This is a genomic window from Klebsiella sp. PK18 (genome assembly GCF_057784655.1).
In genome coordinates, this window is sequence record NZ_CM173493.1 from 5,120,307 (window position 1) to 5,136,715 (window position 16,409).

Here is a 16,409-nt window from a genome sequence, read left to right on the forward strand (position 1 = left end):
AGCCATAAGTATGGTTTTCCAGGGGGATTCTCGCCCGCGAAAGCGGTCACAAAAAAGCCATCCCGGAGGATGGCTTTTTTGGAATCGTCGACGGTTCAGCTTAGCTGCGCTGGCGCACCGCTTCAAACAGGCAGATGCCGGTGGCCACCGAGACGTTCAGCGAGGAGACGCTACCCGCCATCGGGATGCTGATCAGCTCATCGCAGTGCTCGCGGGTCAGACGACGCATACCTTCACCTTCAGCGCCCATCACCAGCGCCATCGGGCCGGTCATTTTGCTCTGGAACAGCGTATGGTCGGCTTCTCCAGCGGTCCCGACGATCCAGACGTTCGCTTCCTGCAGCAGACGCATGGTACGCGCCAGGTTGGTCACGCGGATCAGCGGGACGTTCTCCGCCGCGCCGCAGGCCACTTTCTTCGCCGTCGCATTCAGCTGAGCGGAACGATCTTTTGGCACGATCACCGCATGCACACCAGCGGCATCAGCGCTACGCAGGCAGGCGCCGAGGTTGTGCGGATCGGTTACGCCGTCGAGGATCAGCAGGAACGGCTGATCGTGCTGCGCCAGCAGATCCGGCAGATCGTTCTCCTGATACTGACGTCCTGGCTTCACGCGGGCAATGATCCCCTGATGCACCGCGCCTTCGCTCTTCTCATCGAGGAACTGGCGGTTGGCCACCTGAATCACCACGCCCTGCGCTTCCAGGGCATGGATCAGCGGCAGCAGGCGCTTATCCTCACGGCCTTTCAGAATATAAACTTCCTGAAAACGCTCAGGTGCGCGTTCCAGCAGTGCCTGCACCGCATGGATGCCGTAAATCATTTCACTCATTGATGTACTCGTTTTAGGTTCTGTTATCCGTCCCCTTCACCCCGTTCTGCGCCAGCAGACTTCTGGAGTGAAGGGACGTCAATCACTCGGCGATTTTCTTCTTTGCCGCGCGCTTGGCTTTGGTCGCGGCGGCGATTTTCTGTGTTTTCGCCGACGGTTTTTTCGCTTTCTTCTCGCCTTTGGGCTTCGCTTTAGCCTGGTCTTTTTCTTTGCGGAACGCGCTATCCGGCTCGAAGTTCACCTGTTTACCCACCTGGCGGCGACGGCCACCCGGTTTGCCAGAGGTGCTCTTTTTCGCTTTCTCACGGGCGGTTTTGCCAACATTACGCGGCGCACGCTCGCTGGAAATCAGGCTGAAATCAATCTTACGCTCATCCATGTTGACGGCTTCCACGCGGACTTCCACGCGGTCGCCCAGACGATAAGTCTGGCCGCCGGACTCGCCGATCAGCCGCTGGCCAACCTGGTCAAAACGGTAATAGTCGTTATCCAGGGAGGAGACATGCACCAGACCATCGATAAACAGATCGTTCAGGCGGACAAAGAAGCCAAAGCCGGTCACGCTGGCGATGACACCGGAGAAGGTGTTGCCCACCTGATCCTGCATGAAGTCGCACTTCAGCCAGTCGGACACTTCACGCGTCGCTTCGTCGGCGCGGCGCTCGGTCATCGAACAGTGCTGGCCCAGCTGGAGCATCTCTTCCATGCTGTAGTGCCAGCCGCCGGTCTCGGTGCTATTCCCTTTATGTCCCTGCTCTTTTGCCAGCAGATACTTGATGGCGCGGTGTAGAGACAGATCCGGGTAGCGGCGAATCGGCGAGGTGAAGTGGGCGTATGACTGCAGTGCCAGGCCAAAGTGGCCACGGTTTTCCGGATCGTAGACCGCCTGCTTCATGGAGCGCAGGAGCATCGTTTGCAGCATTTCGGCATCCGGACGATCGGCAATGGAGGTCAACAGTTCGGCGTAATCGCGCGGCTCCGGCTTGTTGCCGCCCGGCAGCTCCAGTCCCAGCTCAGCCAGCACGGTACGGAACGAGGTAATCGCTTCGGTGCTTGGCTTATCGTGGATACGGAACAGTGCCGGCTCCTGCGCTTTCTCAACGAAACGCGCGGCGGAGATGTTCGCCAGGATCATACACTCTTCAATCAGCTTATGCGCATCGTTACGCTGAGTCTGTTCGATACGCTCAATACGGCGTTCGGCATTGAAGATGAATTTAGCTTCTTCACTTTCAAATGAGATACCGCCGCGCTCTTCGCGGGCGCTCTCCAGCACTTTGTAGAGGTTATGCAGCTCTTCAATATGCTTCACCAGCGGCGCGTAGTGTTCGCGCAGCTCCTGATCGCCCTGCAGCATATGCCACACTTTGGTGTAGGTCAGGCGAGCATGTGAACTCATCACCGCTTCATAGAACTTAAAGCCGGTCAGGCGGCCTTTTGACGAAATCGTCATCTCGCACACCATACACAGGCGATCGACCTGCGGGTTCAGCGAGCACAGGCCGTTCGACAGCACTTCCGGCAGCATCGGTACCACCTGCGACGGGAAGTAGACCGACGTCCCGCGGCTACGCGCTTCGCCGTCCAGCGGCGTACCAGGGCGCACATAGTAGCTCACGTCGGCGATAGCCACCCACAGACGCCAGCCGCCGCCGCGTTTCTTCTCGCAGTACACCGCGTCATCGAAGTCGCGGGCATCTTCGCCATCAATAGTGACCAGCGGCAGAGAGCGCAGATCGACGCGTCCGGCTTTCGCCTCTTCCGGCACCTGCTCTTTGAGGCCGGAAACTTGTTTTTCCACCGCCGGCGGCCAGACGTAAGGAATTTCATGGGTACGCAGCGCCATATCGACGGCCATGCCGGTGCCCATGTTGTCGCCCAGCACTTCGACGATTTTCCCGACCGCTTTGGTGCGGCGGGTTGGGCGCTGGGTCAGTTCGACCACCACCACGTAGCCCATCCGCGCGCCCATAATATCTTCAGGCGGGATCAGGATATCGAAGCTCAGGCGACTGTCGTCCGGGACGACGAAGCCGACACCAGCGTCGGTGAAGTAGCGGCCAACAATCTGGCTGGTTTTCGGTACCAGCACACGAACGATGCGCGCCTCGCGGCGGCCCTTACGGTCCGCACCCAGCGGCTGGGCCAGCACCTGGTCACCGTGAATACAGGTTTTCATCTGCTCTGACGACAGATACAGATCGTCCTTGCGCCCTTCAACGCGCAGGAATCCATAGCCATCACGGTGGCCAATAACGGTACCTTTGAGGAGATCAAGACGCTCCGGCAGCGCATAGCACTGGCGGCGTGTGAAGACCAGCTGACCGTCGCGCTCCATCGCGCGCAGGCGGCGGCGCAGCGCTTCTATTTGTTCTTCGCCCTCAATATTCAACTCGATGGCCAGCTCATCGCGGCTGGCAGGCTTTTCCCGTTTGGTTAAATGTTCGAGGATAAATTCCCGGCTCGGGATGGGATTCGCGTACTTCTCAGCTTCGCGTTCCTGGAATGGATCTTGTGACATATCGGTTCCTCCGTTGTCATCTCCGGCAGAGTGGCGTCACTCCACCAGTAATAATTTATAAAGCGGTTGATTCTTCTCAACCAAATCAGCCAGCGTATAGTTATCCAGCTCCTTGAGAAAACTCTGCGCGGCTTCAGCTAGCGCCTGTTTCAGACGACAGGCTGGTGTAATGTGGCAAAATTCGCTGCTGCAGTTGACCAGCGATAAGGGTTCAAGGTCGCGCACCACGTCGCCCACGCGGATCTGCCCTGCTGGTTTACCGAGGCGAATGCCCCCATTCTTCCCCCGCACGGCAGTCACGTAGCCCATGCGGCTTAACTGATTGATTATTTTAACCATATGATTACGGGAGACGCCATAGACCTCGGTCACTTCCGAGATGCTGGTCATGCGTCCTTCCGGCAGCGACGCCATATAAATCAGCGCGCGTAATCCGTAATCGGTGAAACTCGTTAACTGCACATAAACCTCAGGGAAAAGAAAACAGGGTATGTCGAGCGACATCATTATTATTGATGATAAACCAGCCAGCGCTCAGGCCGCTAATTTATTTGAAATGGGGCGGGCGAACAGCAAAAACAAGGGCGCCCGAACGGCGCCCCTTGAGAGTGATTACGCGTCGAACGGGTCGCGCAGAATCATGGTCTCGGTACGGTCTGGACCAGTAGAGATGATATCCACCGGCACGCCGGTCAGCTCTTCAATACGAGCGATGTAGTTCAGCGCTGCCTGCGGCAGACCGCTGCGCTCTTTCACGCCAAAGGTGGTTTCGGACCAGCCCGGCATGGTTTCGTAGATAGGCTCGATACCTTCCCAGTTGTCGGCAGCCAGCGGAGTGGTGGTCACTTCACGGCCGTCCGGCATACGGTAGCCGACGCAGATTTTCACTTCTTTCAGGCCGTCGAGGACGTCCAGTTTAGTCAGGCAGAAGCCAGACAGGGAGTTAATCTGCACCGCGCGGCGTACTGCAACCGCGTCCAGCCAGCCGGTACGACGACGACGACCGGTGGTGGCGCCGAATTCGTTACCCTGCTTGCAGAGGAACTCGCCAGTTTCATCAAACAGCTCGGTCGGGAACGGACCCGCGCCTACGCGAGTCGAGTAAGCTTTGATGATACCCAGTACGTAATCCACATAACGCGGACCCAGGCCAGAACCGGTCGCCACGCCACCCGCGGTGGTGTTAGAGGAAGTTACGTACGGATAGGTACCGTGGTCGATATCCAGCAGGGTACCCTGCGCGCCTTCGAACATCACGAAGTCGCCGCGCTTACGCGCCTGATCCAGCAGATCGGAAACATCAACGACCATGCTGGTGAGGATGTCGGCAATCGCCATGACATCGTCCAGCACTTTCTGGTAGTCAACCGCTTCTGCTTTGTAGAAGTTCACCAACTGGAAGTTGTGATATTCCATCACTTCTTTCAGTTTGTCAGCGAAGGTGGCTTTATCAAACAGGTCGCCAACGCGCAGACCGCGACGAGCAACTTTATCTTCGTAAGCCGGGCCGATACCGCGACCGGTCGTACCGATAGCTTTCGCACCGCGTGCTTTCTCACGTGCGACGTCCAGCGCCACGTGATAGTCGAGGATAAGCGGGCAGGCTTCGGACAGCAGCAGACGCTCACGAACAGGGATACCACGGTCTTCCAGACCTTTCATCTCTTTCATCAGCGCAGCCGGAGACAGCACAACACCGTTACCGATGATGCTGGTTACATTCTCACGGAGAATACCTGATGGAATAAGATGGAGGACGGTTTTTTCACCGTTGATTACGAGAGTATGGCCTGCGTTATGGCCACCCTGGTAGCGCACAACATATTTAGCCCGTTCTGTCAGGAGATCGACGATCTTCCCTTTACCTTCGTCACCCCATTGGGTGCCCAGTACGACGACGTTGTTACCCATTTTTCAAAATCACCGTTTGCTTAAAAATGGATTCTACCATCGCTTTTTCAGAGTTACAGCACTTTTTGCATCCAAAATAAGGCAAATCCGACCACTTTTTGATCAGCCAATCGATTTCCTCAACATGTAGTAGATCACAATCCCTGCAACCACAAGTCCGCCGCCAAAGCGGCGCAATAAATTATCCGGTAACTGGCTCAGGCTGGCGACCATTTTGCGCCAGGCGCGAGGATAGAGCAGCGGGCCGAGCCCTTCGAGTACTAAAACCAGCGCCAGCGCCAGCCAAATGGTGGAGTTCATTATCAACCCTAATTGAAAAGTATTATCGTCGCCCTCGCGGGCGTCATCGGCCAGCATGGTGAATTCATTCACTCATTTCACATTGTCCCGTATTTCATCTTCATTATGAACTGGCAAGGTGAAACAAAATTCACAACTAATTGTATTGCTGCATATTTTTTAAATTGTAACTATGCCGTCGCGTACTACAACCCGGTACGTCTACATAATCAGGAAGATTATCATGAGAGAATTAACCGCGTTTGAAATCGAAAATGTGAGCGGCGCAGGCTGGTTACAGGATGGCCTGGCTTCCTTAGGCAGCAAGGTCGGCGCCGCCGCATGGACGATGGGTACCGATGCCCTGAGCATCAACCTGCCGCTGATTGGCACCCTCAATCTGGCCGACCTGGCGCCAGACCTGGGCAAAACCCTGGGCGAAAGCGTTGGGTCGACTATCGGTGGCACCATCGAAAGTGCGCTGGCGAGCCTGCCGGTGATCGGTGGCCTGCTGAACAAACTGCTCGGCAACTAATTCACGCCCCCGCAGTATGAAAAAAGGCGCCTGAAACAGGCGCCTTTTCGCGTTAGCACTTCAGGCTTACACCCTCTGCGGCTTATTTACGCGCCGAATCCGGTGAACGCATATAGCGGAAGAAATCGCTGTCCGGGCTCAGGACCATCACATCCTGGTTGCTCTGGAAGCTCTTCTCATAGGCGCGCAGGCTACGGATAAAGGAGTAGAAGCCTGGATCCTGGCTGAACGCGTCGGCAAACAGTTTTGCCGATTCAGCATCACCTTCACCACGCAGGATACGACCCTGGCGCTCGGCTTCCGCCAGCGTCTTGGTGACTTCGTAGTCTGCGGTCGCGCGCAGTTTCTCAGCTTCTTCCTGACCCTGTGAACGGTGGCGACGAGCAACCGCTTCACGCTCCGCGCGCATACGGTTATAAATCGCTTCCGACACTTCTGCCGGCAGGTTGATCTGTTTGATACGCACGTCGACAACTTCGATACCCAGCGCCGCCATACTGTTCGGGTTGATCACCTGCACTTTGCCGTTGGTTTCCGCTTCCACCCGCTCAGCGGCTTTGGCGATAGCGTCATCAGCCGCCGGGGTGCTGACCTCGTCTTCCGTGCCAGCAGAACCCGAGTTCAGCGCATCGCGCACTTCCAGCGTCAGGCGGCCACGGGAGTCGGTGACGATGTCTTTCACATCCAGACGACCAATTTCAGAACGCAGACGGTCAGAGAATTTACGCTTCAGCAGCACCTCGGCCTGGGAGACGTCGCCGCCGCCGGTTGCCAGGTAGTAACGGCTGAAGTCACTGATGCGCCACTTGATATAGGAGTCGACGATCAGGTCTTTTTTCTCTTTGGTCACAAAACGGTCAGCCTGGTTGTCCATGGTCTGGATACGCGCATCCAGCATCTTCACCGATTCGATAAACGGGATCTTGAAGTGCAGGCCCGGCGCATACACCAGCGGCTTGTTTTCGTCGTCGCGCAGAACTTTACCGAAACGCAGCGTAATCCCGCGCTCGCCTTCCTTTACGACAAAGACTGACATGTAGAGCACTACCAGCACGATGACAATGATCGCGATAACAGATTTACGCATCGTTATTCCCCCTGACGCTGGTAGTCGTTACGCTGCGCGTTAGCGCGGCGTTGGTCCATAATGCTACCCCCGGTTGAGCTCGAGGTTGATGAGGTGCTGGCGCTGCCTGTGCTGGATGCAGGTGGCAGACGCAGCAGATCGCTGGCGTCACTGCTATCGCTCTTTGCTGCCGGCGCAGCGGCGCCTTTCAGCATCTGGTCAAGCGGCAGAACCATCAGATTGCCGTTTTTGCTGTCATTGACCAGCACTTTGCGGGTGTGGCTCAGCACTTTTTCCATGGTTTCGATATACAGACGCTCGCGGGTAATTTCCGGCGCGGCTTTGTATTCCGGCAGGAGCTTAGCAAAGCGAGCCACTTCACCCTGGGCTTCCAGGACGGTCTGGGTCTTGTAGGCACGCGCCTCTTCAAGGATACGCTGCGCCTGGCCATTCGCCCGCGGCTGTACTTCGTTGGTATAAGCTTCCGCTTCACGGATGTACTGCTGCTCGTTCTCACGCGCGGCAATGGCATCGTCAAACGCCGCCTTCACCTCTTCCGGCGGACGTGCCGTCTGGAAGTTGACGTCCAGCAGGGTGATCCCCATGTTGTACGGGCGGATAGTCTCTTCCAGCTCGCGCTGGGTATCGCTACGGATCACAGTACGACCTTCGGTCAGAATGCGATCCATAGTGTATTTGCCGATCACGCCGCGCAGCGCGCTGTCAGTCGCCTGACGCAGACTGTCATCCGCGCTGGTAACGCTAAACAGATAGCGTTCCGGATCGGTGACGCGGTACTGCACGTTCATCTCAACGCGCACGACGTTTTCGTCAGAGGTCAGCATGACGCCGGAAGCGGCCAGTTCACGTACCGACTCCACGTTCACCGCCTGAACGTTATCGATAAAGGTCGGTTTCCAGTTCAGGCCTGGCTCAACCAGATGGCTGAACTTACCAAAACGGGTCACGACGCCGCGTTCGGCTTCTTTAATGGTATAAAAACCGCTGGCCGCCCAGATAATCACTGCCGCCGCGGCAACGATGCCGACAATACGCCCGCCCATCGGTCCGCGAGGGGTCTGCGCGTTATTACCACCGCCCAGTCCGCCCTTGCCGCCGCCGAGCCCGCCAAGTTTTTTACTTAACTTGCGGAAGATATCATCCAGATCCGGCGGCCCCTGCTCGCGACCACCTTTGTTGCCATTTCCCTCAGAGTTGCCGCCAGGTTTGCTGCTCCCCCACGGGTCGCGGTCCTGTCCGTTATTACCGGGCTGATTCCACGCCATGTATATGCTCCATATTTGTTTTTGATATCCCCACAGGGGTCAATATCTTCAGGCAAGCTGCAAGGTTAAACCACATAGTCAACAAGCGTTGGCTCTTGCTTACAGAGGCGCCGCCAGTCAACGATCGGCATGCGCACCTGCAGACTCACGCTGCCGTCATCCTCCATCCACTCTTTTTCTATCGCCTGAAGCTGATAGAAACGGCTTCTCAGTCGCCCTTCTTTCGGCGGTAAGCGCAGCGTATGCTGGGCCACTTCACCGGAAAGACGTTCCGTTAATGCCTGAAAAAGCAGTGGTACGCCAACCCCGGTCTGGGCTGAAAGCCAGACCCGAATCGGTTTATTTTCATCGTCGCGATCGATGCGCGGTTCAAAATCGTCAAGCATGTCGATTTTGTTCATCACCATCAGCGCTGGGATCTCATCGGCTTCAATCTCAGCGAGAACCGTATTTACCGCATCAATGTTTTCCTGCACACGGACATCCGCCGCGTCAATCACATGCAGCAGCAGCGTCGCCTGACGCGTCTCCTGCAACGTCGCTTTAAACGCGGCTACCAGATCGTGCGGCAGATGGCGAATAAAGCCGACGGTATCGGCCAGTACCGTTTCGCCGACGTCAGGGACGTCAATGCGGCGCAGCGTCGGGTCCAGGGTGGCGAACAACTGGTTCGCGGCATAGACCTCGGCAGCGGTGATCTGGTTAAAGAGCGTTGATTTTCCGGCGTTGGTGTAGCCCACCAGCGACACGGTTGGAATATCGGCTTTCGCGCGCGACCGCCGCCCCTGCTCACGCTGTTTCTCAACTTTTTCCAGTCGCGACAGGATCTGCATGATGCGGTTACGCAATAAACGACGGTCGGTTTCGAGCTGGGTTTCACCCGGGCCACGCAAACCAATCCCGCCTTTCTGTCTTTCAAGGTGGGTCCAGCCGCGGACGAGACGGGTTGCCATATGGCGCAACTGCGCCAGCTCAACCTGCAGTTTCCCTTCATGGGTGCGCGCGCGCTGGGCGAAAATATCTAAAATAAGACCGGTGCGATCGATAACCCGGCATTCGCACAGACGTTCCAGGTTGCGTTCTTGCGCCGGACTCAGGGCATGATCGAAGAGCACGACCGACGCGCCGGTCGCTTTAACGGCTTCCGCAATTTCGACTGCCTTACCTTCACCAACAAAATACTTCGGGTGCGGTGCTTTACGGCTACCGGTAATCACCTGCATTGCTTCGACACCGGCGGAAGAGGCCAGAGTTTCAAACTCCTGGAGATCTTCCATATCTTTGTCTTGCGAAAAATAGATGTGTACCAGTACCGCCTGCTCACCGGCGTCATAACGGTCAAACAAGCGTAAACCCCTTATAAAATACCAGCGGGGAACACAGAAAACCTGGCTCCCCGGCGTGGAAAAACAGCACTGGCCTTATTCGGCGTCGTCGCTGTCTTGTTGCGGCGCAGAAGAGCCCTGCGCGCTACCACCGTGGTGATAGTTACTGGAACCGCCGCCAGCATTATTGCTGTGGTGAGACACCGGGCGAGACGGGACAACAGTAGAAATTGCGTGCTTATAGACCATCTGGCTGACCGTGTTCTTCAACAGGATCACGAACTGATCGAAAGACTCAATTTGCCCTTGCAGCTTGATACCATTCACCAAATAAATAGAAACCGGAACGCGTTCCCGACGCAAAGCGTTCAGGAACGGATCTTGTAAAGATTGCCCCTTAGCCATTCTCTCTTTTCCTTATATGTATGCTTGTTTTGTACTCAGAACCTTACGATTCTTAAAAAAAATTACGCACGATACCGTTCAATTGTACACGTTCAGTTCTGGCTCGCACCAACAACCTGTAATACTTTGTTGAGCGCTTGTTCAGGTTGTTCACTGTCTAACCAGTGCACACCTTCCCAACCGCGCAGCCAGGTGACCTGACGTTTGGCTAACTGTCTCGTGGCGCAAACACCTCGATAAACCATCTCATCATAAGGGATCTCGCCATTGAGGTATGACCACATCTGGCGGTATCCAACACAACGGATGGAAGGCATATCCGTATGCAAATCTCCGCGGGCAAAAAGCGCCCGTACTTCTGCTTCAAAACCTGAAGCTAACATCTGATGAAAACGCTGTTCTATGCGTTGATGGAGCAGTTCACGGCTCGCCGGGGCGATGGCGAACTGATGCACCTGATATGGCAGAGCGTCTCCTGACGTTTGCGTCAGTTCCGTTAAAGTTTTACCCGAAATGAAAAAAACTTCCAGTGCCCGGGAAAGCCTTTGCGGATCATTTGGATGAATACGCGCAGCAGCCACGGGATCAATTTCCTGTAATTGCTGATGTAACGCGTTCCACCCCTGCTCTGCGGCCTGCTGCTCAATCCGCGCTCTGACCTCTGGGTCAGCCGACGGTAAGGGCGACAATCCTTCCAGCAACGCTTTGAAATACAACATCGTTCCGCCGACTAACAGCGGAATACGCCCGGCGGCGACAATATCGGCCATCGCCGCCAGCGCGTCGCGGCGAAAATCAGCCGCGGAATAGGCTTCTGCGGGATCCAAAATATCCAGCAGCCGGTGCGGCGCAGCGCTAAGCTCCGCGGCATCCGGTTTGGCAGTGCCAATATCCATTCCCCGATAAATGAGGGCGGAATCAACACTAATCAACTCTACTGGCAAAACTTTACGTAAGGCTATCGCCAGCGCGGTTTTACCTGAGGCCGTCGGGCCCATTAAAAAAATTGCCTTGGGCAGGCTCGCCTCGGTTACATCATTCATCTTTCAGGGCATTCATCGCCGAATGGAGATCTACAGGTTGTAACAGGCCACCCGGCGGCGTTTTCACCAGCTGCGGGCAAAGACGTTCGACGTCCGCCAGCAGCGCAATCGCCTGCGCCATATTCCATGACGCCTGTTCGCTCGTCAGATTACGCGCCATCCATTGGGCGATGTTGCCGACGTCGAATGCGTTTTGCTGCGCCAGGTAGCCTATCAGTTCAGGAATCAAGATTTGTAAATTTTGTTGTCTTAAGGGTAAAGGGACCGCGCGCACCGTCACGTGCAGGGCATCGGTATGAAGCTCGATCCCCAACTGCGTCAGCGCCGACTGCGCAGCGGCCAGCGCCCGCTTCTCCCCTTCCGTGACTTTTAACCGCAACGGGATCAGCAGCGGCTGGGCACATACCGCTTCCGTACCCGGCGTCAACTGCGCCTGGCGCAGCCAGCGCTCGGCAACGGTCAACGACAGCAGCGCCAGACTGCCCTCGCGCTCCAGCAGCGCGCAATCGCCGCCGACAATCGTCAGCACTCTGCCAAAACTCTGACTGTGACCAGCCAGTTCCGCCGGGGCGGCGGACGGCTGCGCGGGTCGCGGAGCGGCGGGCGTGTCGAGCAACTGACGATAAAGCGCGCCCTGCTGCTTCTGGTAACCGGGCTGCGCATGCGGCCAGCTCGCGCCGCCAGAACTGCCGCCGGAGGCAGCCGGCTCACGCGACGATGTGATGCTGAATCGGGTTGCCGCTTCACGCGCTTCCGACGGCCGAGCAAACTGGTTGCCGCCTGCGGCGATGCGATTCTCCGGCATCTGGCGCGGCGTCGGCGGGTCGTCTTTTTCCGCCAGCGGCGCATCAAGCTGTTGCTGCAGCACGCTCAGTACGCCCTGGTAGATAAAGTCATGCACCAGGCGAGACTGATGGAAACGCACCTCATGCTTGGCCGGATGGACGTTCACATCCACCTGATGGGGATCGATCTCCAGATACAGCACAAACGCCGGCTGCTGATCGGCGCCCAGCTTGTCTTCACAGGCCTGGCGGATAGCATGATTGATCAGCCGGTCGCGCATCATCCGGCCGTTGACGTAACAGTACTGAATTTCCGCCAGCGCCGGGGTGGTATGGAGCGGATCGGCAACCCAGCCGCGCAGGGTCAGATCGCCATGCTGCCACTCGATCGCCAGCGCATGTTCGAGAAAAGCGGCGCCGCAAATGGTTCCCAGCCGCCGCTCCCGCTGGCCATCCTGCGCCACTGCCCGATACTGTCGTATCACCTTACCGTTATGGTTGAGGTTAATGGTGACGTCGAAGCGCGCCAGCGCAATGCGGCGCACCACCTCGTCAATGTGGCCGAACTCGGTTTTTTCGGTGCGCATAAATTTGCGCCGCGCCGGCGTGTTGTAGAACAGATCGAGGACTTCCAGGGTGGTGCCGACCGGGTGCGCCGCCGGCTTCACCGTTACCGCCTGATCGCGGCCTTCGGCATAAGCCTGCCAGGCTTCCTGCTGCTCCGCCGTGCGCGAAGTCAGCGTTAAGCGCGCCACCGAACTGATACTGGCCAGCGCTTCGCCGCGAAAGCCGAGGCTGATAATCGCCTCCAGATCGTCAAGCGAGGCGATCTTACTGGTCGCATGACGAGCCAGGGCCAACGCCAGCTCGTCTTTTTTGATGCCGCTGCCGTTATCGCGGATGCGAATGAGCTTCGCGCCGCCGCGTTCTATATCAATGTCAATCCGCGTAGCGCCAGCATCAAGACTGTTCTCAACCAGCTCTTTCACCACCGACGCGGGCCGCTCCACCACTTCGCCGGCGGCAATCTGGTTGGCGAGCTGCGGCGGCAGAACCTGAATCGGCATCCCCTGCTCCTTAGTTAATCAACATCCCGCCTGGCGCTGCGGCGCTGGCGGTCTGCGCCGCCTCGCCGCGAGGCGCCGACTGCAGCGGATGCTGCATAAAGTAGTTGCGCAGGCCGTTATAAATCGCCTCCGCAATCTGCTCCTGGTAATCATCGCTCCCCAGCAGCCGCTCTTCACCGTTGTTACTGATAAAGCCCGTTTCCACAAGGATCGACGGGATATCCGGCGAGCGCAATACACCGAGGCTGGCATGCTCCGGGCGGCGTTTGTGCAGGTTGCCAATGCGCTGCAGCTGGCTCAGCACGTTGGTCGCCACATCGTAGCCGACGCGCTGGGAATGACCGAACTGCAGATCCAGCACCGCCTGGCTCAGGTAGGGGTCGGCCTGGCTGTTCGCCAGCACGTCGCCTGCCCCGCCGAGCAGTTCAGACTGCTTCTCATGCTGCTCGAGCCAACCGGCCATTTCGCTGTTGGCGCGACGGTTCGAGAGCACCCACACCGAGGCGCCGGTCGCATCGCGGTTTGGCGCGGCATCAGCATGGATAGAGACGAGGAAGTTGGCGTTTTGCTTACGCGCCACGTCAGAGCGGCCCATCACCGAAATAAAGTAATCTCCGTCGCGGGTCAGCACCGGCTTAAACTGCGGATCGGCGTTCAGTAACGCCCGCAGCTTGCGCGCGATAGCGATAGTGACGTTCTTCTCTTTGGTGCCATTCGGACCAATCGCGCCAGGATCCTGACCGCCGTGTCCGGCATCGATGGCGATAATCACCTTATCATCCGCCGACACCGTACGGGCCGCCGGGCGAGTCACGGTCTGATTGTTGGTCATCGCCGGCTGGGAGGAGGTCATCGCCGTCTGCCGTTCATGACCCGACGAGCTGAACGGGTTACGCCCTGACGTCGCCGTCCGGGAAGGCATCACCGGCGGCGGGTCAGCCCGTTTCACCACCACAGGCGGCGGTGGCGGTGGCGGCGGTGCGTCGGCGTTGATGGTAAAGACCACCGTGTAATTCGCCCCGTTCTGCTGCTTCACCGCTCGCGTTTTACCATCTTCCGTCAGATCCACCAGCAGACGCAGCGTCTGCGTATCCTGCGGCGTACCGGCGCGAATACTCTTCACCAGGTTGCTGCCGCTAAACTGCAGCGGTAGTCCCTGCAATACGCCGGTCTGCTTGATATCCAGCGCGACCAGACGTTTACCCTGTGGGGTAAAGGAGTACTCCGGCTCACCGACAAAGCTTAGGGTAATACGGGCCTGCTGGTCTCCGTTAGAGACCTGGATATCGGATAAACTCGCCGCAGTGGCGTGAAGACTCGACAGCATTAGCGCAGCGGCAAGCCAGGTGGTTATGCGATACTTCATCCCGTCATCCTTCAGGCTAAATGGCTAAACGCGCCAGTAAAGACTCACCCCGTGAGGAGATCGCGGTAATACGCGCCTCACGCCCTTGTGCCTGGTAATCAAGGTGAATTTCAACATCCGGGTCAGGCAGGACACCTGCGCCTTGCTGCGGCCATTCCACCAGGCAGATGGCATCGTCGGCAAAATAATCACGGATCCCCATAAATTCGAGTTCCTCAGGATCCGCCAGTCGGTAGAGATCGAAGTGATATACCATCAGATTCTCGAGGGTATACGGCTCCACCAGGGTATAGGTTGGGCTTTTGACATTGCCGCGGTGACCGAGCGCCTGCAAAAAGCCGCGGCTGAAGGTCGTTTTCCCCGCGCCTAAATCACCATACAGATAAATCACGGTGGCGCCGGTACAGGCCTGCGCGATGCGGTCGCCAAGGGCCAGCGTGGCCTGCTCATCGGGTAAAGGAATCACTCGGTTAATCATGGTCTACGTCAATCACATCCGGGTTAACAACACGCCTGAGCGTGGAAAAGAGATCGGTCGCCAGCATACCGCGGGTGCCCTCGCGAGCGGCCACCCGGTCGGCGGCATCGCCATGAGCGACGCACCCGGCACAGGCTGCATCATACGGCGTCAGGTGCTGTCCTAACAATGCGGCAATAATGCCGGTAAGCACATCGCCCATCCCGCCGCTGGCCATCCCGGCATTGCCGGCATCGATAATGCCCATCGCCCCGCTTTCACTGGCCACCACCGTGCCTGCGCCTTTCAGCACAACCACGCCACCATACCGTTTTACCAGACGCTGCGCAGAAAGTAAGCGATCGCTTTCAATTTCTGCCACGCTAACGTTCAGCAGACGGGCCGCTTCGCCGGGGTGCGGCGTTAACACGCGATTGTGACGTTTATCGGGATTGAATGCCAGCAGGTTCAGCGCGTCAGCGTCCCAGACCATCGGTTTGTTAAAACTTTCCACCGTGCGCAGGGCGCTGCGCCCCCATTCGCGCTGCCCCAGACCCGGGCCAATCGCCACCACATCAGCCCATTCCAGCGCGGCTTTCAGGGTCTGGGGCGTCAGTTCATCTACCATTAATTCCGGCCGCACGGTGACAATGGGCGCCACGCTCTCCGGGTGAGTAAGCACTCGCACCAGCCCTGCACCGCTGCGTAGGGCCGCTTCACCGCACATACGGATAGCGCCTGCTGTGCCGCGATCGCCGCCGACAATCACCAGCTTGCCGTGATCGCCCTTATGGGAGGTGGCCCGCCGCGGCGGCAGCCAGTCGGCGAGGTGGGCGGCGCAAAACCGCGTCAGGGGAGTACTTTGCCCGGCGAGCCAGCGCTCGAGCCCAAGGGCATGATGATGGAGATGCCCGACGACATCCCGCGCCTTGCCGGTCAGCAGCCCGGGTTTGAGGGCGATAAAGGTCAGGGTGTGGTCGGCCTGAACCACTGCACCTGGGGTCGCGCCGGTCTGCGCATTCAGGCCGGAAGGGATATCCAGCGCCACCACCGGCGCCGGGTGGTGGTTCGCCTGGTGGATGAGCGCCGCGACGGGATCGCGCGGCGCACTGCGCAGACCGGTGCCGAGCAGGCCATCAATAATCAGTGAGATATCGTCGGGCCACGGGATAGTCGCCGCATGGATCACGCCGCCGGCGTTAAGCCACGCCTCCCGCGCCGCCTGCGCCTCTTCCGGCAGCGGGCTGTCACTCTCTACCGCCAGCAGCGTCACCCGCCGCCCCGCGGCCTGTGCCAGACGCGCGACCACATATCCGTCGCCGCCGTTGTTGCCATGTCCGCAGAGGATCAGCCAGTGCGCGCTGGCGGGATAAGCGCGGCTGGCCAGCTGAAAGGCCGCCTCGCCCGCGCGCTGCATCAGTTCGAACAGCGTCAGCCCCAGGCTGTCCGCCGCCTCTCGTTCGGCCAGGCGCAGCGCCTCCGCAGGCCAAATGTTGTATGGTATACTGTCAGGGTTTTTCGTCATTGTATG

At 58.1% G+C, this 16,409-nt stretch carries 15 protein-coding genes; 1 reads left to right on the forward strand and 14 read right to left on the reverse strand.

What is annotated here, in order from left to right; all coding sequences use genetic code 11:
- Positions 1-100: 100 nt before the first annotated feature.
- The 5 genes from rlmB to AC3EMD_RS25130 form a co-directional block, all read right to left on the reverse strand.
- Positions 101-832 carry a 23S rRNA (guanosine(2251)-2'-O)-methyltransferase RlmB gene (gene rlmB, locus AC3EMD_RS25110; RefSeq protein WP_008807188.1) on the reverse strand — a complete coding sequence of 244 codons (732 nt, stop codon included), beginning with the start codon at positions 830-832 and terminating at the stop codon, positions 101-103.
- A gap of 82 nt (positions 833-914) precedes the next feature.
- The gene (rnr, locus tag AC3EMD_RS25115) at positions 915-3,353 is read right to left on the reverse strand and encodes a ribonuclease R (protein ID WP_008807189.1); all 2,439 of its coding nucleotides are present in this window, start codon (positions 3,351-3,353) and stop codon (positions 915-917) included.
- Positions 3,354-3,389: 36 nt separating this feature from the next.
- On the reverse strand, positions 3,390-3,815 hold the full coding sequence (nsrR, locus tag AC3EMD_RS25120) for a nitric oxide-sensing transcriptional repressor NsrR (RefSeq protein ID WP_002885667.1): 426 nt from the start codon (positions 3,813-3,815) through the stop codon (positions 3,390-3,392).
- Positions 3,816-3,965: 150 nt separating this feature from the next.
- Positions 3,966-5,264 carry an adenylosuccinate synthase gene (locus AC3EMD_RS25125; RefSeq protein ID WP_023339448.1) on the reverse strand — a complete coding sequence of 433 codons (1,299 nt, stop codon included), beginning with the start codon at positions 5,262-5,264 and terminating at the stop codon, positions 3,966-3,968.
- A 102-nt stretch (positions 5,265-5,366) separates the two neighbouring features.
- Entirely contained in the window at positions 5,367-5,564 is a 198-nt protein-coding gene (locus tag AC3EMD_RS25130; RefSeq protein WP_002885664.1) for a DUF2065 domain-containing protein, read from the reverse strand.
- A gap of 223 nt (positions 5,565-5,787) precedes the next feature.
- On the opposite strand from AC3EMD_RS25130, the gene AC3EMD_RS25135 reads away from it, so the two are divergent.
- Positions 5,788-6,078 carry a hypothetical protein gene (locus AC3EMD_RS25135; RefSeq protein WP_008807192.1) on the forward strand — a complete coding sequence of 97 codons (291 nt, stop codon included), beginning with the start codon at positions 5,788-5,790 and terminating at the stop codon, positions 6,076-6,078.
- An 82-nt stretch (positions 6,079-6,160) separates the two neighbouring features.
- Here AC3EMD_RS25135 and hflC read toward each other — a convergent pair whose 3' ends face one another.
- The 9 genes from hflC to nnr all read right to left on the reverse strand — a co-directional run bounded on the left by hflC (position 6,161) and on the right by nnr (position 16,403).
- Complete coding sequence (hflC, locus tag AC3EMD_RS25140) at positions 6,161-7,165, reverse strand: protease modulator HflC (RefSeq protein ID WP_002885662.1); 1,005 nt, start codon at positions 7,163-7,165, stop codon at positions 6,161-6,163.
- 2 nt (positions 7,166-7,167) lie between these two features.
- The gene (gene hflK, locus AC3EMD_RS25145) at positions 7,168-8,430 is read right to left on the reverse strand and encodes an FtsH protease activity modulator HflK (RefSeq protein WP_012543112.1); all 1,263 of its coding nucleotides are present in this window, start codon (positions 8,428-8,430) and stop codon (positions 7,168-7,170) included.
- Positions 8,431-8,495: 65 nt separating this feature from the next.
- The gene (gene hflX / locus AC3EMD_RS25150; protein WP_008807194.1) at positions 8,496-9,776 is read right to left on the reverse strand and encodes a ribosome rescue GTPase HflX; all 1,281 of its coding nucleotides are present in this window, start codon (positions 9,774-9,776) and stop codon (positions 8,496-8,498) included.
- Positions 9,777-9,851: 75 nt separating this feature from the next.
- Positions 9,852-10,160, reverse strand: coding sequence for an RNA chaperone Hfq (gene hfq / locus AC3EMD_RS25155; protein WP_002885659.1), 309 nt, complete (start codon positions 10,158-10,160; stop codon positions 9,852-9,854).
- Positions 10,161-10,252: 92 nt separating this feature from the next.
- A complete protein-coding gene (gene miaA / locus AC3EMD_RS25160) occupies positions 10,253-11,203 on the reverse strand; it encodes a tRNA (adenosine(37)-N6)-dimethylallyltransferase MiaA (protein WP_002885652.1) in 951 nt (316 codons plus the stop codon).
- Positions 11,196-13,055 carry a DNA mismatch repair endonuclease MutL gene (mutL, locus tag AC3EMD_RS25165; RefSeq protein ID WP_008807195.1) on the reverse strand — a complete coding sequence of 620 codons (1,860 nt, stop codon included), beginning with the start codon at positions 13,053-13,055 and terminating at the stop codon, positions 11,196-11,198. Before mutL ends, miaA begins: the two co-directional genes overlap by 8 nt.
- Positions 13,056-13,065: 10 nt before the next feature.
- Positions 13,066-14,421 (reverse strand): N-acetylmuramoyl-L-alanine amidase AmiB, encoded by a 1,356-nt coding sequence (amiB, locus tag AC3EMD_RS25170; RefSeq protein ID WP_008807196.1) that lies wholly within the window; start codon positions 14,419-14,421, stop codon positions 13,066-13,068.
- A gap of 16 nt (positions 14,422-14,437) precedes the next feature.
- Entirely contained in the window at positions 14,438-14,899 is a 462-nt protein-coding gene (tsaE, locus tag AC3EMD_RS25175) for a tRNA (adenosine(37)-N6)-threonylcarbamoyltransferase complex ATPase subunit type 1 TsaE (protein WP_012543113.1), read from the reverse strand.
- The gene (gene nnr / locus AC3EMD_RS25180; RefSeq protein WP_164728984.1) at positions 14,892-16,403 is read right to left on the reverse strand and encodes a bifunctional ADP-dependent NAD(P)H-hydrate dehydratase/NAD(P)H-hydrate epimerase; all 1,512 of its coding nucleotides are present in this window, start codon (positions 16,401-16,403) and stop codon (positions 14,892-14,894) included. Before nnr ends, tsaE begins: the two co-directional genes overlap by 8 nt.
- Positions 16,404-16,409 lie beyond the last annotated feature (6 nt).